This window comes from Actinomycetospora chiangmaiensis DSM 45062, assembly GCF_000379625.1.
Classification (GTDB): Bacteria; Actinomycetota; Actinomycetes; order Mycobacteriales; family Pseudonocardiaceae; genus Actinomycetospora; species Actinomycetospora chiangmaiensis.
On the sequence record NZ_KB903218.1, the window covers coordinates 346,167 to 361,425 of the forward strand.

Here is a 15,259-nt window from a genome sequence, read left to right on the forward strand (position 1 = left end):
TGCGTAGCAACGCACCCGGAACCAGGGAGTAGTGGGAACCGCCATGGCCGACCGCGACGTGAAGCCGACCGACGACGGCTGGCAGGTGCTGAAGAAGGGGGCTCAGCGTGCGAGCGCGAAGGCCCCGACGCAGGTGGAGGCCGTCGCGCGGGCGACCGAGATCGTGTCGAAGGACGGTGGCGGCAAGGTCGTCGTCTACGGCACCGACGGCAAGGTCCGCGAGAGCCAGACCGTGAAGGCGGGCGCGGACACCGCCACCGAGGCGCCGAAGAACGCCGCGAAGGCGACGGCGGCCGGGGCGCGTGCCACGGGCAAGGCCGCGGCCGACAAGGCGGGGAAGACCGCGCAGGCCGTCGCCTCCGACGCGAAGGCCACCGGCGAGAAGGTGGCCGACCGCGCGGAGACCTCGGCGAAGAAGGCCGGCGCGCAGGCGCAGGCCGGCGCCGAGGGCGTGGTCGACGAGGCCAAGGCCGCCACGAACGGCAAGTCCACCAAGGCCGCGGCCGAGGACGCCGCGACCATCGCGCAGACCACCGGGTCGCAGGTCGCGGAGACGACCACGCGGGCCGGTGAGCGCATCGCCAAGGACACCGCCCGGGCGGGCAAGCGTGCCGGCCAGACGGTCGGTGCCGCCGCCGAGGAGGCGGGGGAGAAGGCCGTCGAGGGTGGCGACCGTGCCGCCCGCGTGAGCCGGGGCGTCGACCGCGAGCTGAACACGGTCGGCGACGACCTCGCCGGCGACATCACGAGCGTCACCGAGGCCCAGGCCCGCAAGGTCGACGCCGCCGTGGAGGAGGCGTCGAAGCAGGCGGCCGCCGCCGCGCCGTCGTACAACCCGGTCCGCATCGCCGGTCAGGTCGCGGGCTTCGCGGTCCGCACGGCGTTCAGCGTGACGGGGGCCGTGGTCTCGGCGGGCGGCTCGCTGCTCTCCGGTGCCGCCCGGAAGGTCACCGGCCGCCGGTAGCCACCCCGTCCTGAGCCAAGGGCCCCTCCGGTCGATCTACTCGACCGGAGGGGCCCTTCGCTCGTTCCAGGGGTCGGCCGGTGTCGGCGCCCTGACACGACGAAGGGCCCGCTCCCGGTCGTCCCGGGAACGGGCCCTGCGTGCTGATCGAACCGTCAGGCGGTGACGCCCAGCGAGCGGCCGGCGAGGCGCGCACGCCGCATGTCGCGGCGGTCCTCCTCGGAGGTGCCGCCCCACACGCCGGCCTCCTGGCCGGTGTCGAGCGCCCAGCGCAGGCACGCGGCCTGGAGCGGGCAGGTGCCGCAGATGAACTTCGCGGCAGTCAGCTGCTCCGCCCCGGGGCCCTCGGTGCCGACGGGGAAGAAGAGTTCGGGGTCGTGGTCGCGGCAGGCCGCGAGCTCCCAGTCCATGGGTCCTGCTGTCCTTTCCGGTCTCGCCTGTGTCGTGTCGCCTGCGCGCGGTGGGGCTCCCGTCGTGGCGCGTGCGCACGCTCGCGCGCCCGGCGCCCTGGAGTGCGGACGCCGTGACGGGTCAGTCATCGGTGGGTGCTGCCAGCCGGGACACGCCGATGCGGGCCGCAGTTCGATCCCTGGGTGGGACCCCTGCTGCCTGTGACATCAGGCCGCCCGATCCGCTTGCGCGTCCAGCGGTTTCCCGCGGACGTGGAGCGATCTCGGACCGACAGCGCTCGCGGCGCCATCCGGCTTTCATGTATATCCGGACAACATCGCGAACAAACGAGTGTCGTCCCGATCAGCGTCCGGGTGAACTGTGATTTGCACCACAGACCACGGTCGCAGTCGGTGACGATCTCGCTCGGACCACCGTACGTGCATCCGGCGGCGCCGGGAGGCACACTGGCCGGTGATACCGATGACACCGGGAGGGTGACGTGCGCTCGATCGTCCTGGCGTTGCGCGACGTCGTCGTCACGGCGATCTGTGCGGGTGCCCTCGTCGCGTTCGTCCTGCACTACCCGATCATCGGCCTGGTGCTCGGCGTGATCGGGCTCTGGCAGGTGGTCCGGATCTTCAACGGGCGGCCCAGCATCATCGGCATCGACCAGCGCTGGGCGGACCGGGAGGGCAAGCCGAACGTGCGCGGCTGACCGGAAACCCGCGCACGCGTGGGCGCGTCACGCCAGGATGATCGGATGCGCTGCGCCGTCATCGGGTCGACCGGTTACCTGGGGACCCGGCTCGTGCCCCGACTCCTGGACCGGGGCGACGAGGTCGCGGTCCTGGTGCGGTCGCCGGGCAAGCTCGCCCTGACCACCTGGGCGGACGCGGTCGACGTGGTCCCGGGCTCCCTCGAGGACCCGGAGGCCGTCGCGCACCTCGTGGCGGGCGCGGACGTCGTCGTGCACCTGGCGCACGCCCTCGAGCAGTCCGACTTCCCCGAGCGCGACCGGGCCGCGGCGCACACGGTGGTCGGGGCGGCCACCACGGCGGGTGTCGGGCGCCTGGTGTATCTCGGGGGGCTGCGCCCAACGGCGGGGACGGCGAGCTCCCGCCACCTCGCCTCGCGGGCCGAGGTCGCCGACGTCTTCCTGGCCTCCGCGATCCCGACGGCGGCGCTGGAGGCCAGCATCGTCGTCGGCTCCGGCTCGGCGAGCTTCGAGATGATCCGGTACCTGGCGGAGCGGGTGCCGGTCCTGCCGGCGATTCCGTGGCTCGCCCACCGGACCCAGCCGATCGCGGTCGACGACGTCCTCCACGCCCTCGTCGCGGCCACCGTGCTGCCGTCCGAGGTCGACCGCCGGTTCGACGTCGGCGGCCCGGACGTCCTCACCTACCTCGACCTCGTCCAGCGCTACGCCCGGCTCGCGGGCCTCCCGCAGCGGGTGGCCGTGCCGGTGCCGCTCCCGGTCCCACCGGGCGGCCCCGTCGTCGCCGCCATGGCGATGGAGCTGCTCTCGCCGCTGCCGCGCCGGCTCGTCGAGCCACTGATCGAGTCACTGCGCCACGAGCTCGTGTGCGATCCGGCGTCCCTCGCGGACGCCCGGCGGCTGCTCGGGGACCCGCCCGGCGGCCCCACGACCTACGGAGCGGCCGTGCGCGCGGCCCTCGGACGGCGCTCCGACGGCGTCGACCCGGCCGACCGCGACCCCACCCCGGTCCTCGGCCAGCCCGGTCGGCCCGCCGCCCTCGCGCTGCCCTCCGACCCGATCGGGTCGGGCGGGGCCACGTGGCGCTGGTCGACCACCGTGCGGGGCACGGCGACGCCGGAGGACCTCTGGGCCGCGGTGCAGCGGATCGGGGGCGACACGGGCTGGTACGCCCCGCCCGGGGTGTTCGGCGCCCTGGGCTGGGCCGACCAGCTGCTCGGCGGCGTCGGGGGCTACCGGGGCCGCCCGCACGGGCGCGACCTCGTCGTCGGCGACGTCATCGACGGCTGGCGGGTCGGGTCCCTCGACCACGACGACGGGCTGAGCTCGCTGCGGCTGCGCGCCGACCTCAAGGTGCCGGGCCGACTCTGGCTCGTCTTCACCGTCCGTCCCGACGACGGGGGAGGGGCGGCCCTGACCCTCGAGGTCGCCTTCGCACCGTCGGGGCTGGCCGGGGTCGCGTACGGGGCGGTCCTGCGGGTGGGCGCCCCGCTGGTGTTCGGCCCGATGGCGCGGGGTGCCGTCCGCGCCGCCGAGTAGGCCGCTACGGGTCGACGAGCGCCGCGCGGACCACCGCCGTCAGGCCGCCGGAGGCGAACGCGGCCCGCTGGACGGCCGCCCCGGTCGCTCCGTCGAGCACCCGTGCCACGCCCGCCTTGACTGCCTCGCGGTCGTCCCCCAGGGCGTCGTCGACGTGGTCGAGCAGCGCGGCGACCGCCTCGGGCGCCGGGACGGGACGTCCGGTGACGGGGTGGACGAGCACGCCGGTCTCGCCGTCCGAGGCCACGCAGCCCGCCCGGGCCGCCCGCCAGTGGGCGAGGCGCAGCGCCTCCACGGGCGCGGTGTCCGGCGGTGCGCCGGCCGCCCACGCCGCCGCGGCGGTGGCCACCAGGGCACGGGCGAGCAGCGCGACCGTCACCGCGTCGTCGACGGTGAGGGAGACGTCGGTGACGCGGACCTCGACGGTCGGGAAGTGCGCGGCGAGCCGGGCGTCGAAGTAGACCATCCCGTCGTCGACGATGGTGTCGGTCGCGACCATCGCCGCCACCGCCTCGTCGTACGCGGCCACGGAGCCGAATACCCGCGAGGGCCCGGCCGAGGGCATCCGGGCCCACACCAGCGACCGGTAGCTCGCGTAGCCGGTGTCCTCGCCCTGCCAGAACGGCGAGTTCGCGGACAGCGCCCGGAGCACGGGCAGCCACGAGCCGATCCGGTCGAGGACCCCGACCCCCTCCTCGCGGGAGGCGATCTCGACGTGCACGTGCTGGCCGTTGGTCAGCTGCGCCGAGGCGATCCGGCCGAACCGCTCGAGGATGCGGCCGTAGCGGCCCTCGACCGACGTGGCCGGGCCCGGGGCGACCGGCGAGGTGGCCAGCGCCGCGACCGCCGCCCCCGAGATCCTCGCGGCCCGCGCCGCGTCGGCCCGGCGACGCCGCAGGTCGGCCGCGAGCGCCCCGGGGTCGTCGTGCGGGATCGAGCCGGTCTCCACCTGCTCGGCGCGCATCTCCCCGTCGAGGTCCGCCGCGGCGGGCAGGACCGCCGGTGCCAGCCCCAGCGGGGTCCCGTCGTCGGGATCGACGAGCAGCAGCTCCTCCTCGACCCCCATGCGCCGTGTCGATCGTTCCACGACGGGGGATGTTCCCAGGAGGGGTCGGCGGACGAACAGGAGATCGGGTGCCACGCGGAGCGAACGGCGACGGCTGGGTGGTCTGCGGGCAGGGACACCGCCACTGGGGCCGCTACGGGGCCGCCGGGCTGCTCCTGGTGGCCGACGACCGGGTCCTCCTCGCGCACCGCATCTACTGGAGCCACCACGGCAACACGTGGGGCATCCCCGGCGGCGCGCGCGACGAGCGCGAGACCGCCGTCGAGGCGGCGCTGCGGGAGGCGGCGGAGGAGACGGGGCTCGACCCGGCCGCACCCGTCGTCGGGACCGTCTCCACCGACGACCACGGCGGGTGGAGCTACGCGACGGTCCACGCCTCGCTGGAGGCGCCGCTGCCGCTGGAACCCGCCGACGGCGAGGCCTCCGAGCTGCGCTGGGTCCCCGTCGCCGAGGTGGGTGACCTGGACCTCCACCCGGGATTCGCCGCGTTCTGGGCCCAGCGCCTAGCGTGGTCGCATGAGCGCTCCGGACCCCAGTGACTTCCTCGCCGTCGACGCCGAGCTGAGCGCGGAGGAGCGCGACATCCGCGACGCGGTCCGCGACTACGCGACCGCGGAGCTCGCCCCGCGCATCAGCGAGTGGTACGAGTCGAACACCCTGCCGCGCGACATCGCGAAGGGCCTCGGGGCGCTCGGGCTGCTGGGCATGCACCTCGAGGGCTACGGCTGCGCCGGCACCAACGCCACCAGCTACGGCCTCGCGTGCCGGGAGCTGGAGGCGGTCGACTCCGGGCTGCGGTCGTTCGTGTCGGTGCAGGGCTCGCTCGCGATGTTCGCGATCCACCGCTGGGGCAGCGAGGAGCACAAGCAGACCTGGCTGCCGCGCATGGCCACCGGAGAGGCGCTGGGCTGCTTCGGGCTGACCGAGGCCGACGCCGGGTCCGACCCGGCATCGATGCGCACCCGCGCGCGCCGCGACGGGGACGACTGGATCCTCGACGGCTCCAAGATGTGGATCACCAACGGGACGCTGGCCGACGTCGCGGTGGTCTGGGCGCAGACCGACCCCGACGCCGGGTCGAAGGGCATCCGCGGGTTCGTCGTCCCGACCGACACCCCCGGCTTCACCGCCATCGAGGTCAAGCACAAGCTCTCGCTGCGGGCCTCGCTGACCGCCGAGCTCGTGCTCGAGGGCGTGCGGCTGCCGGCCGACGCGATGTTCCCCGAGGTGGCCGGCCTGAAGGGCCCGCTGTCCTGCCTCAACGAGGCGCGCTACGGCATCCTCTGGGGCGCCGTGGGGGCCGCGCGGGCGTGCTACGAGGCGGCGCTCGCCTACGCCATGGACCGCGAGCAGTTCGGGAAGCCCATCGCGGGCTTCCAGCTGACCCAGCGCAAGCTCGCCGAGATGGTGGTCGCCGTCAACCAGGCCTCGCTCACCGCGGCCCGCATCGGCCGGCTCAAGGACGCGCACGAGCTGCACCCCGCGCAGGTCAGCTTCGGGAAGATGGCGAACGTGCACGCCGCGCTCGACGTCGCGCGGACCGCCCGCACCGTGCTGGGCGGCAACGGGATCACCCTCGAGTACCCGGTGTTCCGCCACATGACGAACCTCGAGACGGTGCTGACCTACGAGGGCACCGAGGAGATGCACACGCTCTCGATCGGCCAGGCGCTCACCGGGCTCGCCGCGTTCCGCTAGGGGTTCTCCCGACGCCGGGTCAGGCGGGCGGGGCGCAGACCAGTCGGTCGCGCCCGGCCCGCTTCGCCGCGTACAGGGCCGCGTCGGCGGCGCCGACGAGCTCGTCCACGCCCCCGCTCGCGGTCGGGCTCACCACGCAGCCGACCGAGGCGGTGAGCCCCTGGATGCGGTGGCCGCCCCCGGCACCACTGACGGTGACCTCGAGTCGGCCGATCCGACCGCGGATGCGTTCGGCGGCGACGCTCGCCGACGTGGTGTCGACCCCCGAGAGGAGCACCACGAACTCCTCGCCGCCGAACCGTCCGACGGCGTCGTAGGCGCGGACCTCGGCGGAGAGGGCGGCCGCCACCGCGCGCAGCACCTCGTCGCCGGCGAGGTGGCCGTGGAGGTCGTTCACGGCCTTGAAGTTGTCCAGGTCGACCATGAGCACGGCCAGGCCGATGTGGTGCCGGCGCGCCCGCTCGATCTCCTTGGCCGCGATGTCGGCCCAGGCCGCGCCGTTCACCAGGCCGGTCTTGGGGTCGGTCCGGGACGCCTGGCGGAACTGGTCCACCAGGACGCCGCGGTGCAGCATGATCACGGGGACGAGCAGGATCGGGACGAGCCAGGGGGACACCGAGGCCAGCACGGCGAGCGCGGCGCCCAGCGCCAGGGCGCCCAGGCCGAGGAGCGTGTCCGCCGGACTGGCGAGGTGACGGCGGACCGACGGGGTCGGCGCCGAGAGCAGCAGGATGATGCCGACGACCAGGCCGTGGTTCACGGTCCAGCGCACCACCGCCGCGAGCGCGACCAGCAGGAGTCCGGTGGGTCCGGCCGCGGCCGTGAGCAGCCGGGCCCGGTCGACGTCGACGAGGACGAGAGCCGCCGCGCCGGTGCCGAGGACCACCGTGGCCCAGGAGAAGAACCAGCGGTGCACGGGCGGGTGCTGCTCGTTGCGGATCCACCAGTAGGCGAACGTCGCGGCCACCAGGACGAGCGCGGGGCCGAGGTCGACGAGCAGCAGCCCGGCGAAGGTCCACATCGACTTGAGGTCGATGAAGGGACGGTCATCCTGGGTGATGCGGACGCGCTCGATGTGCCGGGCCGCCTCCGCGTGGACCGCGACCCCCAGGAAGAGCAGGCCCACGACGACCCAGTCCCGGGCGTCGACCGGACGCCAGGCGAAGGACGCGACGATCACGGCCACGGCGAGCACGTCGACGGCCAGGACGTAGGCGAGCGCGCGGGGCCGCAGCGTCCACAGGCTCCACCGGGTGGGGAGCAGGGCGACAGCGCCGGGCCGGTCGCGGCGCGTGACCGCCGCGGTGCTCCGACCTCGTGCTTCCGCACGGCGCGCGGTCACGTTCTGTTGCCTCCCAGGCTCGGCTGCCTTCGGGTTCCGACGCCGGCGAGATGCCCGTGCCCCCCGATCCCGACTGGAATCCGTGGCACCTCGCCGGGGGCAACGGTACCGGGGGCCCCACCTGAGGCGACCCACTGGATCACCCTTTCGTGGCGATTCACCTGTTCAGTTGACGCCTGGTCGCCGCCTGGTCACCCAAAGCCACAGTTGGCACAGTGAAGTCGGCCGACCGCAGGGAGTCACCGAGCACTCCGACGCGGCCGAGCCGTCGATGTCACTCCAGGTGACGACACCTCGACCGTACCCGCGTCCCGTCCATCACGGGGCGCAACGACGACAGGGAGATCCCATGCGCCACGACGACTCGAACTGGGTGCGTTCCGCCGTCCACGGCGACGACTCGAACTGGGTGCGCGCCGCCGTGCGCGGCGACGACTCGAACTGGGTGCGTGACGCCCACTGGCGCGACGCCCACTGGCGCTGAGCGTCCAGGTCATCCGCAGGGCGGGACCTCTCCGGCGTCGCCGTCAGGCGGAGTCGGGGGTCCCCGCCGCCGGGCCGGCCTCCCGCGCGTCGACAGCCCCCGCGCGCGCCCGCCGCCACCCCCTCGCCATGACGAGGGCCACCACGACGCCCGCCGCCCCGCCGACGGCCACCGCCGTCGAGGGGCTCGTCCGCTGGGCGAGCACGCCGGCGAGCAGGACGCCCAGCCCCTGGGTGACCCGCAGCGCCGTGACCGCCAGCCCGAACGCCTGTCCCCGCCGTGCGTCGTCGACGCTCGTCACGAACGTCGCGTTGGCCGGGACCTGGTAGGCGCACGCCATCCCCGAGACGACCCACGCCACGACGAGCACCCACAGCGGCGGCCCGAACACGGACACCACGAGCGGGACGCACGACGCGACCGCCAGCGGCCCGATGAGCCGCGACCGCCTCGTCGGGGCGACCAGTCGCGTGAGGAGCAGGATGCCGAGCACCTGCCCGAGCGGGTTCGCCGCGAGCAGCAGGCCCACGGCCGCGGTCCCCGCCCCCAGCTCCGCCGCGTAGGGCGCCGCCAGCCCCTCCACCGTGACGACGAACGCGGAGATGCACGCCAGGCCGATGAGTGAGCGCAGGTGGGGGTCGGACCCCACCACGCGCGCGCCGGCCACCACCCGCGCGATCTCGCCGCGCAGCCCCGGCCGCGCCGACCCCCTGTCGGCGTGCCCAGCTGCATCGTCGGGAGCCAGGGCCTGCTGCTCCGGCAGCCCGCACCGCAGGACGACCGCGGAGACGACGAACGTGGCCGCGTCGACCGCGAGAGCAGGGGAGACCCCGACGAGTGCGACCAGCGGGCCACCGAGGGCGAACCCCAGGACCTGCGCGACCTGGTAGGTCGTGCTGATGACCGCGTTGCCCGCGACGTAGCGGTCCCCGGTGAGCAGGTGGGGGAGGATCGCCGAGCGGGCGGCGAGGAACGGGGCCGCGAGCAGCTGACCCGCGACGAGGAGGACGGCGAGTGCCGGGAGCGGCATGCCGGGGATCGCCATCGCGCCCACCAGCACCGCGCGGGCCACGTCGGTGACGACCATGACGCGTCGGCGGGGGAACCGGTCGGCGAGGCCGGAGAGCAACGGGCCGGCGACGAGGTCGGGCAGGAACGTCAGCGCGTAGGTGAGCGCCGTGAGCGCGGCCGAGGACGTCCGGTCGAACACGAGCACCGAGAGCGCCACGCGGGCGACCTGGTCCCCGAGGATCGACAGCAGCTGCCCGGCCCAGAGCCACCGGAACGCCGGGACGGCGAGCGCGTCCCGGAACGTGGCGGGACGGTCGTCCTCCCGCTGATCGCCCCCCGTCATCGTCCGGCCACGCTAGGCGAACGGCGGGTCGAGATCCACGGCGCTCGTGCCCGCGACACGCCGAGGCACGCGGTGCACTGGCGTACCAGGGGCATCACAGGGCACACTGCTGCACCGGTTGGTCATCGCGAAGCCCGAGGACCGAGTTCGAGGACGTTGGGGAAGACGCTTCTCGTCTCGACCGGAGGTCAGCAGTGAGCACCCGTGGCGTGGTCTACGTCCACTCGTCGCCGCCTGCGGTCAATCCGCACGTCGAGTGGGCCATCTCGGGCGTCCTGGACGCCCGTGTTCAGCTGGACTGGACCGTGCAGGACGCGGCTCCGGGACAGATGCGGGCCGAATGCTCCTGGACGGGGCCGGTCGGTACCGCCGCGCGTCTAGCGAGCGCGCTGCGGGCCTGGGGCATGCTCCGGTTCGAGGTGACCGAGGACCCGAGCCCCGGCACCGACGGCGAGCGGTTCTCGCACGTCCCCGGCCTGGGCCTCTGGCACGGCCGCACGAGCGCGAACGGCGACGTCGTGATCGGCGAGGACCAGCTGCGCTCCGCCATGGCCGCTGCGCGCCGCACCGGGCCCGACGCCCTGCACCACCGCCTCGACGAGCTCCTGGGCCGCCGCTGGGACGACGCCCTCGAGCCCTACCGCTTCGCCGGCGAGGGTTCCGCCGTGGGGTGGCTGCACCAGGTCGGCTGACCCGGACTGGTTCGATGTGGGCATGCGACTCCTGCGGCCCGCGGTGACCGTGCCGATCGCCCTGGTGCTGGTGCTCGCAGCGCTCGGGACGGTCGCGGCACTGCTCGCCGGCCGGGCCGCCGGGACCGCCCGCGACGCGCTCGGCGACACCGGGCCCGCCCTCGCCGGGGTGGCGCTCCCCGAGGACGGCTCCGCCGGGCCGCCCACCGTCGCGCTCTCGCCCTCGGCCGCCGGCGCCCCCCGCGGGGCCGAGATCCGCGACCTCGTGCAGCGCCAGGTCGACGCCCGCAACGCCGGCGACTTCGCCGGCTGGGTGGCCACCTCGTCGGCCACGTCGGTCGCCGCGGTCTCCCAGGCGCAGTTCGCGGATCGGAACCGCACCGTCCGCGTCGGCTCCGTGATCCTGCGCCGCATCGACCCCGTCGGCGGCGGCGAGTACGTCGTCCCCACCGGCTGGATCACCACGCAGGACCCCGCCGCCGCCCCGCCCGACGTCCCGGCCGCGCGGCTGTGCTGGCAGGTGTCGCTGACGATCGTGACCGAACGGGGACAGCTCAAGATCGTCGACCCGTCGGCGGGGAGCTCGCTGCGGACTCCATGTGGCTAGCCACGTGAGCACTAAGTGGGCCTATAGCCCCACTTAGTGCTCACGAGCGAAGCACAGGGAACCGGATCGGCCCCGCGTCACTCCAAGCCCGTGTGGAGGAACACGACGCGTGGCAGGTCCTGCGGAACATCCAGAAGAACGTCGTCAGCCTGAAACAGGTGCTCGACCAACAGCTCACCGTGGACGTCGTCCGCGCGAACGTCGCAGCCCGGCGATGGGTGCTGTGCCCTACGGCTCCTCGGCCCGCGGATGCGACGGCCTCGTCGTCCACCGCAGTCGCGCGTTCGCGCACATCGGCGCGGAGCGCGACGGATTCGCGATCACGTCGAAGGTCGTCACGCTCATCGACCTCGCGGTCGAGGCGCCGACTGCCAGGGAGGGCATGCGGTTCCTGACGGCGGGAGCGGCTGCGGCGCGGATCGACCCCACGAAGCTCGTCGAGAGCCTCGACGTCCGTCGGCCGCGTCGGTACCGCAAGGCACTGCGAGCCGCCGCCGAGCTCCTGGTCTCCGGCGTCGGTTCTGTTCTCGAGGGCGACTGGGCGGTGGACGTCGAGCAGGCCCACGGCCTGCCGGTCGGCATCCGTCAGGTCCTGCACCGTGTCGGCGACAGCAACCGGTACGAGGACGTCGAGTACCGGATGCCACTCGGGATCCTCACCGTGCGGCTCGATGGCTGGATCTACCACGCCAATCGGCTGACGGCCCTGAGTGACCGGGCCCGGGACAACGCTGCGGAGCTCGAGGGCCGTGCCCGTCTCACGTTCGGCTACGAGGAGGTCCACGGCGACTCCTGCGCCACCGCGCGCACCCTCTGGACCCGCCTCGTCCAGCTGGGCCGGGACGGCGAGTTCATCGAGTGCGCGCGGTGCGCTCGTGAGCACTGAAGGGGGCTATAGCCCCACTTAGTGCTCACGAGCGAAGCACAGGGACACGTTGTGGCCGCCGAAGCCGAACGAGTCGTTGATCGCCGCGTCGAGGGACACCTTGCGTGCCTCGCCGGCGACCACGTCGAGCTCGACGTCGCCGTCGAGGTCGGTGAGGTTCGCGGTCGGCGGGATCTGGCCCTCCTTGACCGCGAGGATCGTCGCGATCGCCTCCACGGCACCGGCGGCGCCGAGCAGGTGGCCGAGCGAGCCCTTGGGGGCGGTGAGCACGGGGTGGTCGCCGATCGCCTTGCGCACCGCGACCGTCTCGGCGACGTCGCCGACGGGCGTCGACGTGGCGTGGCAGTTGACGTGCCCGACGTCGGACGGGTCGAGGCCCGCCGTGCGCAGCGCCGCCGCGATGGCGCGGGACTGGCCCGTGCCCTCGGGGTCGGGGGCGGTGATGTGGTAGGCGTCGGCGCTGGTCCCGATTCCGGCGAGCCGGCCGTGGACGGTCGCGCCGCGGGCCTCGGCGAACTCGGCCCGCTCGAGGACGACCATGCCCGCGCCCTCGCCGAGCACGAAGCCGTTGCGCTTCGCGTCGAACGGACGGGAGGCCTGCGTGGGGTCGTCCCAGTCGTGCGCCATGGTGCGGGCCTGGCAGAAGCCGGCGAGCGTGATCGGCGCGATGCACGCCTCGGCGCCCCCGGCGACCACGACGTCGACCTCGTCGGCCTGCAGCATCCGCCAGGCCCAGGCGATGGCCTCGGCGCCGGAGGCGCAGGCGGAGACCGGGGCGTGGATACCGGCCGCGGCCCCGAACTCGAGGCCGACGTGGGCTGCGGGTCCGTTGGGCATGAGCATGGGGATCGTGAGGACGGCGACCTTGCGCAGGCCCTGCTGCTCGAGCAGGTCGTCCTGGTTGAGCAGCGTGGTGGCGCCGCCGATGCCCGTGCCGATGATGACGGCGAGCCGCAGCCCGTCGACCTTGGGGGACCCGCCGTCGGTCGAGGGGTAGTCCCCGAGGTCGGCGTGCTCCCAGGCCTGCCGGGCCGCGATGATCGCGACCTGCTCGGATCGGTCGAGACGGCGCAGCTCGACCCGCTTGAGGACCTCGGACGGCTCGACGGCGAGCTGCGAGGCGAAGTCCACGGGCAGCTCGAAGCGGGCGTAGTCCTCCGACAGCGGGCGCGTCCCGCTGGCGCCGGCCAGGAGACCGTCCCAGGTGGACTGCACGTCTCCGCCGAGCGGGGTCGTCGCTCCCATCCCGGTGACGACGACCCCCTGGCCGGCGGCGCTCACGAGTGGGAGGAGATGTAGTCGACGGCGTCGGACACGGTGGTGAGCTTCGCGAGCTCGTCGTCCGGGATCTTCACCCCGAACTTGTCCTCGGCCTGCACGGCGATCTCGACCATGGAGAGCGAGTCGATGTCGAGGTCGTCGACGAACGACTTCTCCGGGGTCACCTCGGAGGCGTCGACGCCGGCCACCTCCTCGACGATGCTCGCGAGGTCGGGGAGGATCTCTTCCTTGGAAGCCACTCGGTTTCCTTTCCTTGGAGGTGGTGCAGCCGGAGACTAGGGGAGGACGACGACCTGGCCGCCGTACGACAGGCCGGCTCCGAACCCGACCAGCAGGGCGATGTCCCCGGAGCGCACGCGCCCCGCGGCGCGCATGTGGTCGATCGCCATGGGGATCGACGCGGAGCTGGTGTTGCCGGAGTACACGATGTCGTCGGCGACCACGAGGTCGTCGCGCGCACCCTCGGAGCGCAGCTTCTTGGCGATCGCCTCGACGATCCGGAGGTTCGCCTGGTGCGGCACGAGGACGTCGATGTCGGCCGGGGTCAGGCCCGCCCGCTCGACGGCCTTCAGCGCGACCGGCGCGATCTTCGTGGTGGCCCAGCGGAAGACCGCCTGGCCCTCCTGGCGCAGGTAGTTCTGCTCGTCGATCCCGATGGTCTTGACGAGGTCGCCGGCCGCCCCGAGCACGACGGGACCGACCCCGACCTCCTCGGGGGTCTCGGCGGCGGTGAGCACGGCGGCCCCGGCGGCGTCGGCGAAGATGATGCAGACGCTGCGGTCGTCCATGTCGAGCCAGTCGGTGAGCTTCTCCGACCCGACGACGAGGACGTTGCGGGCGCTGCCCGCGCGGATCATGTCGGAGCCCACGCCGACGCCGTAGCAGAAGCCGGCGCACGCGGCGTTGAGGTCGAACGCCGCGATCCCGTTCACCCCGACCCGGTCGGAGAGCTGGGCCGCCGCGTTCGGGATCGGGTTGGGCATCGTGCAGGTGGCGACGATGACGGCGTCGAGGTCGGTCGGGGCCAGCCCGGCGTCGGCCAGGGCCTTCGACCCGGCGTCGGCGCCCATCGACACCACGGAGTCGGTGTCCGCGGCGAACCGGCGCTCGGCGATGCCGACCCGGCTGCGGATCCACGCGTCGTTGGTCTCGACGCGCTGGGCGAGCTCGTCGTTGGTGACCACGCGGTCGGGCTGGGAACTCCCCAGACCGATGATGCGGGCCCCGGCGACCGGGGGCGCGGTACGCAGCGAGGTCACGACGTGCCCCGCAGGGTCTCGACGGCGGACGCGAGGTGCTCGGGCGTGGAGACGTTCACGGTGGCGGTACCCTTGATCTGCCGCTTGACCATCCCGGTCAGCGTGCCGGCGGGGGTGAGCTCGATCGCGGCGGTGATCCCGCGGTCGCGCAGGGTGTCCATGCAGGCGTCCCACCGCACCGAGAGCGTCACCTGCGCGACGAGCCGGTCGAGCATGTCGTCCCCGGAGGTGACGACCGCGCCGTCGGCGTCGGAGAGCAGGGGCGTCGTCGGGTCGGCCGGGGCCAGCTCCGAGCGGTGCTCGGCGACCCAGGAGCCCAGCGCCTTCTCGGCCGGCTCCATGAAGCGGGTGTGGAACGCGCCGGCGACGGCGAGCGGGCGGACCCGGGCCCCCTCCGGCGGCTCGGCGGCGAGCGCCTCGATGTCGCTCGTGCGACCGGCCGCGACGACCTGACCGGCCCCGTTGCGGTTGGCCGGCTCGAGGTCGCGGGAGGCGAGCGCGCGCAGCACGTCGTCAGGGTCCCCACCGAGGACGGCCGCCATGCTCGTCGGTTCGACCGCGCAGGCCGCCGCCATCTCCCGCCCGCGCACCGCCGCGAGGGCCACGGCACGGTCGGCCGCGAGCACGCCCGCGATGGCGGCGGCGGCGATCTCGCCCACGGAGTGCCCGGCGACGACGGTGCCCTCGGGCAGCTCGCCGCTCCCGCCGGTCGAGCTCCGCTGCGCTGCGTCTCCCCACTCGTCCCGCAGCGCCTCCCACGACAGCAGCGCGCTCGCCACGAGCAGCGGCTGGGTGACGGCGGTGTCGGCGATCGCCTCGGCGTCGGCCTCGGTGCCCAGGTGCTCCAGGTCGAGCCCCGCGGCCGTGGAGAACTCGGCCAGCCGGTCCCGGGCGCCGGGCCGCTCCAGCCACGGCGCGAGCATCCCCGGCTTCTGGGCGCCCTGGCCGGGCGCGAGGATCGCGATCACGGGGCGTACTC

At 74.2% G+C, this 15,259-nt stretch carries 17 protein-coding genes; 9 read left to right on the forward strand and 8 right to left on the reverse strand.

The features are described 5' to 3' along the window. Positions 1-43: 43 nt before the first annotated feature. Entirely contained in the window at positions 44-964 is a 921-nt protein-coding gene (locus tag A3CO_RS0106320) for a DUF2188 domain-containing protein (protein ID WP_018331399.1), read from the forward strand. A 155-nt stretch (positions 965-1,119) separates the two neighbouring features. Here A3CO_RS0106320 and A3CO_RS0106325 read toward each other — a convergent pair whose 3' ends face one another. Then, positions 1,120-1,374: a WhiB family transcriptional regulator gene (locus A3CO_RS0106325; protein ID WP_018331400.1), complete on the reverse strand. Its 255-nt coding sequence runs from the start codon at positions 1,372-1,374 to the stop codon at positions 1,120-1,122. A 482-nt stretch (positions 1,375-1,856) separates the two neighbouring features. Here A3CO_RS0106325 and A3CO_RS0106330 point away from each other — a divergent pair, with 482 nt between their 5' ends. After that, entirely contained in the window at positions 1,857-2,072 is a 216-nt protein-coding gene (locus tag A3CO_RS0106330; protein ID WP_018331401.1) for a hypothetical protein, read from the forward strand. Between the two features lie 45 nt (positions 2,073-2,117). Next, a complete protein-coding gene (locus tag A3CO_RS0106335; RefSeq protein ID WP_018331402.1) occupies positions 2,118-3,611 on the forward strand; it encodes a DUF2867 domain-containing protein in 1,494 nt (497 codons plus the stop codon). Between the two features lie 4 nt (positions 3,612-3,615). Here A3CO_RS0106335 and A3CO_RS0106340 read toward each other — a convergent pair whose 3' ends face one another. After that, the gene (locus A3CO_RS0106340; protein ID WP_245561441.1) at positions 3,616-4,698 is read right to left on the reverse strand and encodes a carboxylate-amine ligase; all 1,083 of its coding nucleotides are present in this window, start codon (positions 4,696-4,698) and stop codon (positions 3,616-3,618) included. Between the two features lie 47 nt (positions 4,699-4,745). Here A3CO_RS0106340 and A3CO_RS30465 point away from each other — a divergent pair, with 47 nt between their 5' ends. Together A3CO_RS30465 and A3CO_RS0106350 are read left to right on the forward strand one after the other, a co-directional pair. Next, positions 4,746-5,216 carry an NUDIX domain-containing protein gene (locus tag A3CO_RS30465; protein WP_018331404.1) on the forward strand — a complete coding sequence of 157 codons (471 nt, stop codon included), beginning with the start codon at positions 4,746-4,748 and terminating at the stop codon, positions 5,214-5,216. Next, complete coding sequence (locus tag A3CO_RS0106350; RefSeq protein ID WP_018331405.1) at positions 5,194-6,375, forward strand: acyl-CoA dehydrogenase family protein; 1,182 nt, start codon at positions 5,194-5,196, stop codon at positions 6,373-6,375. Before A3CO_RS30465 ends, A3CO_RS0106350 begins: the two co-directional genes overlap by 23 nt. Before the next feature lie 19 nt (positions 6,376-6,394). Here A3CO_RS0106350 and A3CO_RS0106355 read toward each other — a convergent pair whose 3' ends face one another. Beyond that, positions 6,395-7,717 carry a GGDEF domain-containing protein gene (locus A3CO_RS0106355; protein ID WP_018331406.1) on the reverse strand — a complete coding sequence of 441 codons (1,323 nt, stop codon included), beginning with the start codon at positions 7,715-7,717 and terminating at the stop codon, positions 6,395-6,397. Positions 7,718-8,066: 349 nt separating this feature from the next. Here A3CO_RS0106355 and A3CO_RS39940 point away from each other — a divergent pair, with 349 nt between their 5' ends. Beyond that, the gene (locus tag A3CO_RS39940) at positions 8,067-8,201 is read left to right on the forward strand and encodes a hypothetical protein (protein ID WP_018331407.1); all 135 of its coding nucleotides are present in this window, start codon (positions 8,067-8,069) and stop codon (positions 8,199-8,201) included. A gap of 43 nt (positions 8,202-8,244) precedes the next feature. On the opposite strand, the gene A3CO_RS0106365 is transcribed toward A3CO_RS39940, so the two are convergent. Beyond that, entirely contained in the window at positions 8,245-9,555 is a 1,311-nt protein-coding gene (locus A3CO_RS0106365; protein ID WP_018331408.1) for an MFS transporter, read from the reverse strand. Positions 9,556-9,749: 194 nt separating this feature from the next. On the opposite strand from A3CO_RS0106365, the gene A3CO_RS0106370 reads away from it, so the two are divergent. The 3 genes from A3CO_RS0106370 to A3CO_RS30470 all read left to right on the forward strand — a co-directional run bounded on the left by A3CO_RS0106370 (position 9,750) and on the right by A3CO_RS30470 (position 11,740). Then, positions 9,750-10,247 carry a DUF3145 domain-containing protein gene (locus A3CO_RS0106370; RefSeq protein WP_026204334.1) on the forward strand — a complete coding sequence of 166 codons (498 nt, stop codon included), beginning with the start codon at positions 9,750-9,752 and terminating at the stop codon, positions 10,245-10,247. Between the two features lie 22 nt (positions 10,248-10,269). Continuing rightward, on the forward strand, positions 10,270-10,854 hold the full coding sequence (locus A3CO_RS0106375) for a hypothetical protein (RefSeq protein WP_026204335.1): 585 nt from the start codon (positions 10,270-10,272) through the stop codon (positions 10,852-10,854). 214 nt (positions 10,855-11,068) lie between these two features. Then, a complete protein-coding gene (locus tag A3CO_RS30470; protein WP_157647109.1) occupies positions 11,069-11,740 on the forward strand; it encodes a hypothetical protein in 672 nt (223 codons plus the stop codon). An 18-nt stretch (positions 11,741-11,758) separates the two neighbouring features. Here the strand turns inward: A3CO_RS30470 and A3CO_RS0106385 are convergent, their stop codons facing one another. Genes A3CO_RS0106385 through A3CO_RS0106400 form a run of 4 tightly spaced genes read right to left on the reverse strand, consistent with a single transcriptional unit; the run spans position 11,759 to position 15,248 of the window. After that, positions 11,759-13,021: a beta-ketoacyl-[acyl-carrier-protein] synthase family protein gene (locus tag A3CO_RS0106385; protein ID WP_018331413.1), complete on the reverse strand. Its 1,263-nt coding sequence runs from the start codon at positions 13,019-13,021 to the stop codon at positions 11,759-11,761. After that, the gene (locus A3CO_RS0106390; protein WP_018331414.1) at positions 13,018-13,260 is read right to left on the reverse strand and encodes an acyl carrier protein; all 243 of its coding nucleotides are present in this window, start codon (positions 13,258-13,260) and stop codon (positions 13,018-13,020) included. Before A3CO_RS0106390 ends, A3CO_RS0106385 begins: the two co-directional genes overlap by 4 nt. 36 nt (positions 13,261-13,296) lie before the next feature. Continuing rightward, positions 13,297-14,280, reverse strand: a complete 984-nt coding sequence (locus A3CO_RS0106395; RefSeq protein ID WP_018331415.1) for a beta-ketoacyl-ACP synthase III — start codon at positions 14,278-14,280, stop codon at positions 13,297-13,299. Beyond that, complete coding sequence (locus A3CO_RS0106400) at positions 14,277-15,248, reverse strand: ACP S-malonyltransferase (RefSeq protein WP_018331416.1); 972 nt, start codon at positions 15,246-15,248, stop codon at positions 14,277-14,279. The genes A3CO_RS0106395 and A3CO_RS0106400 overlap by 4 nt, the downstream gene beginning before the upstream one ends. Positions 15,249-15,259 lie beyond the last annotated feature (11 nt).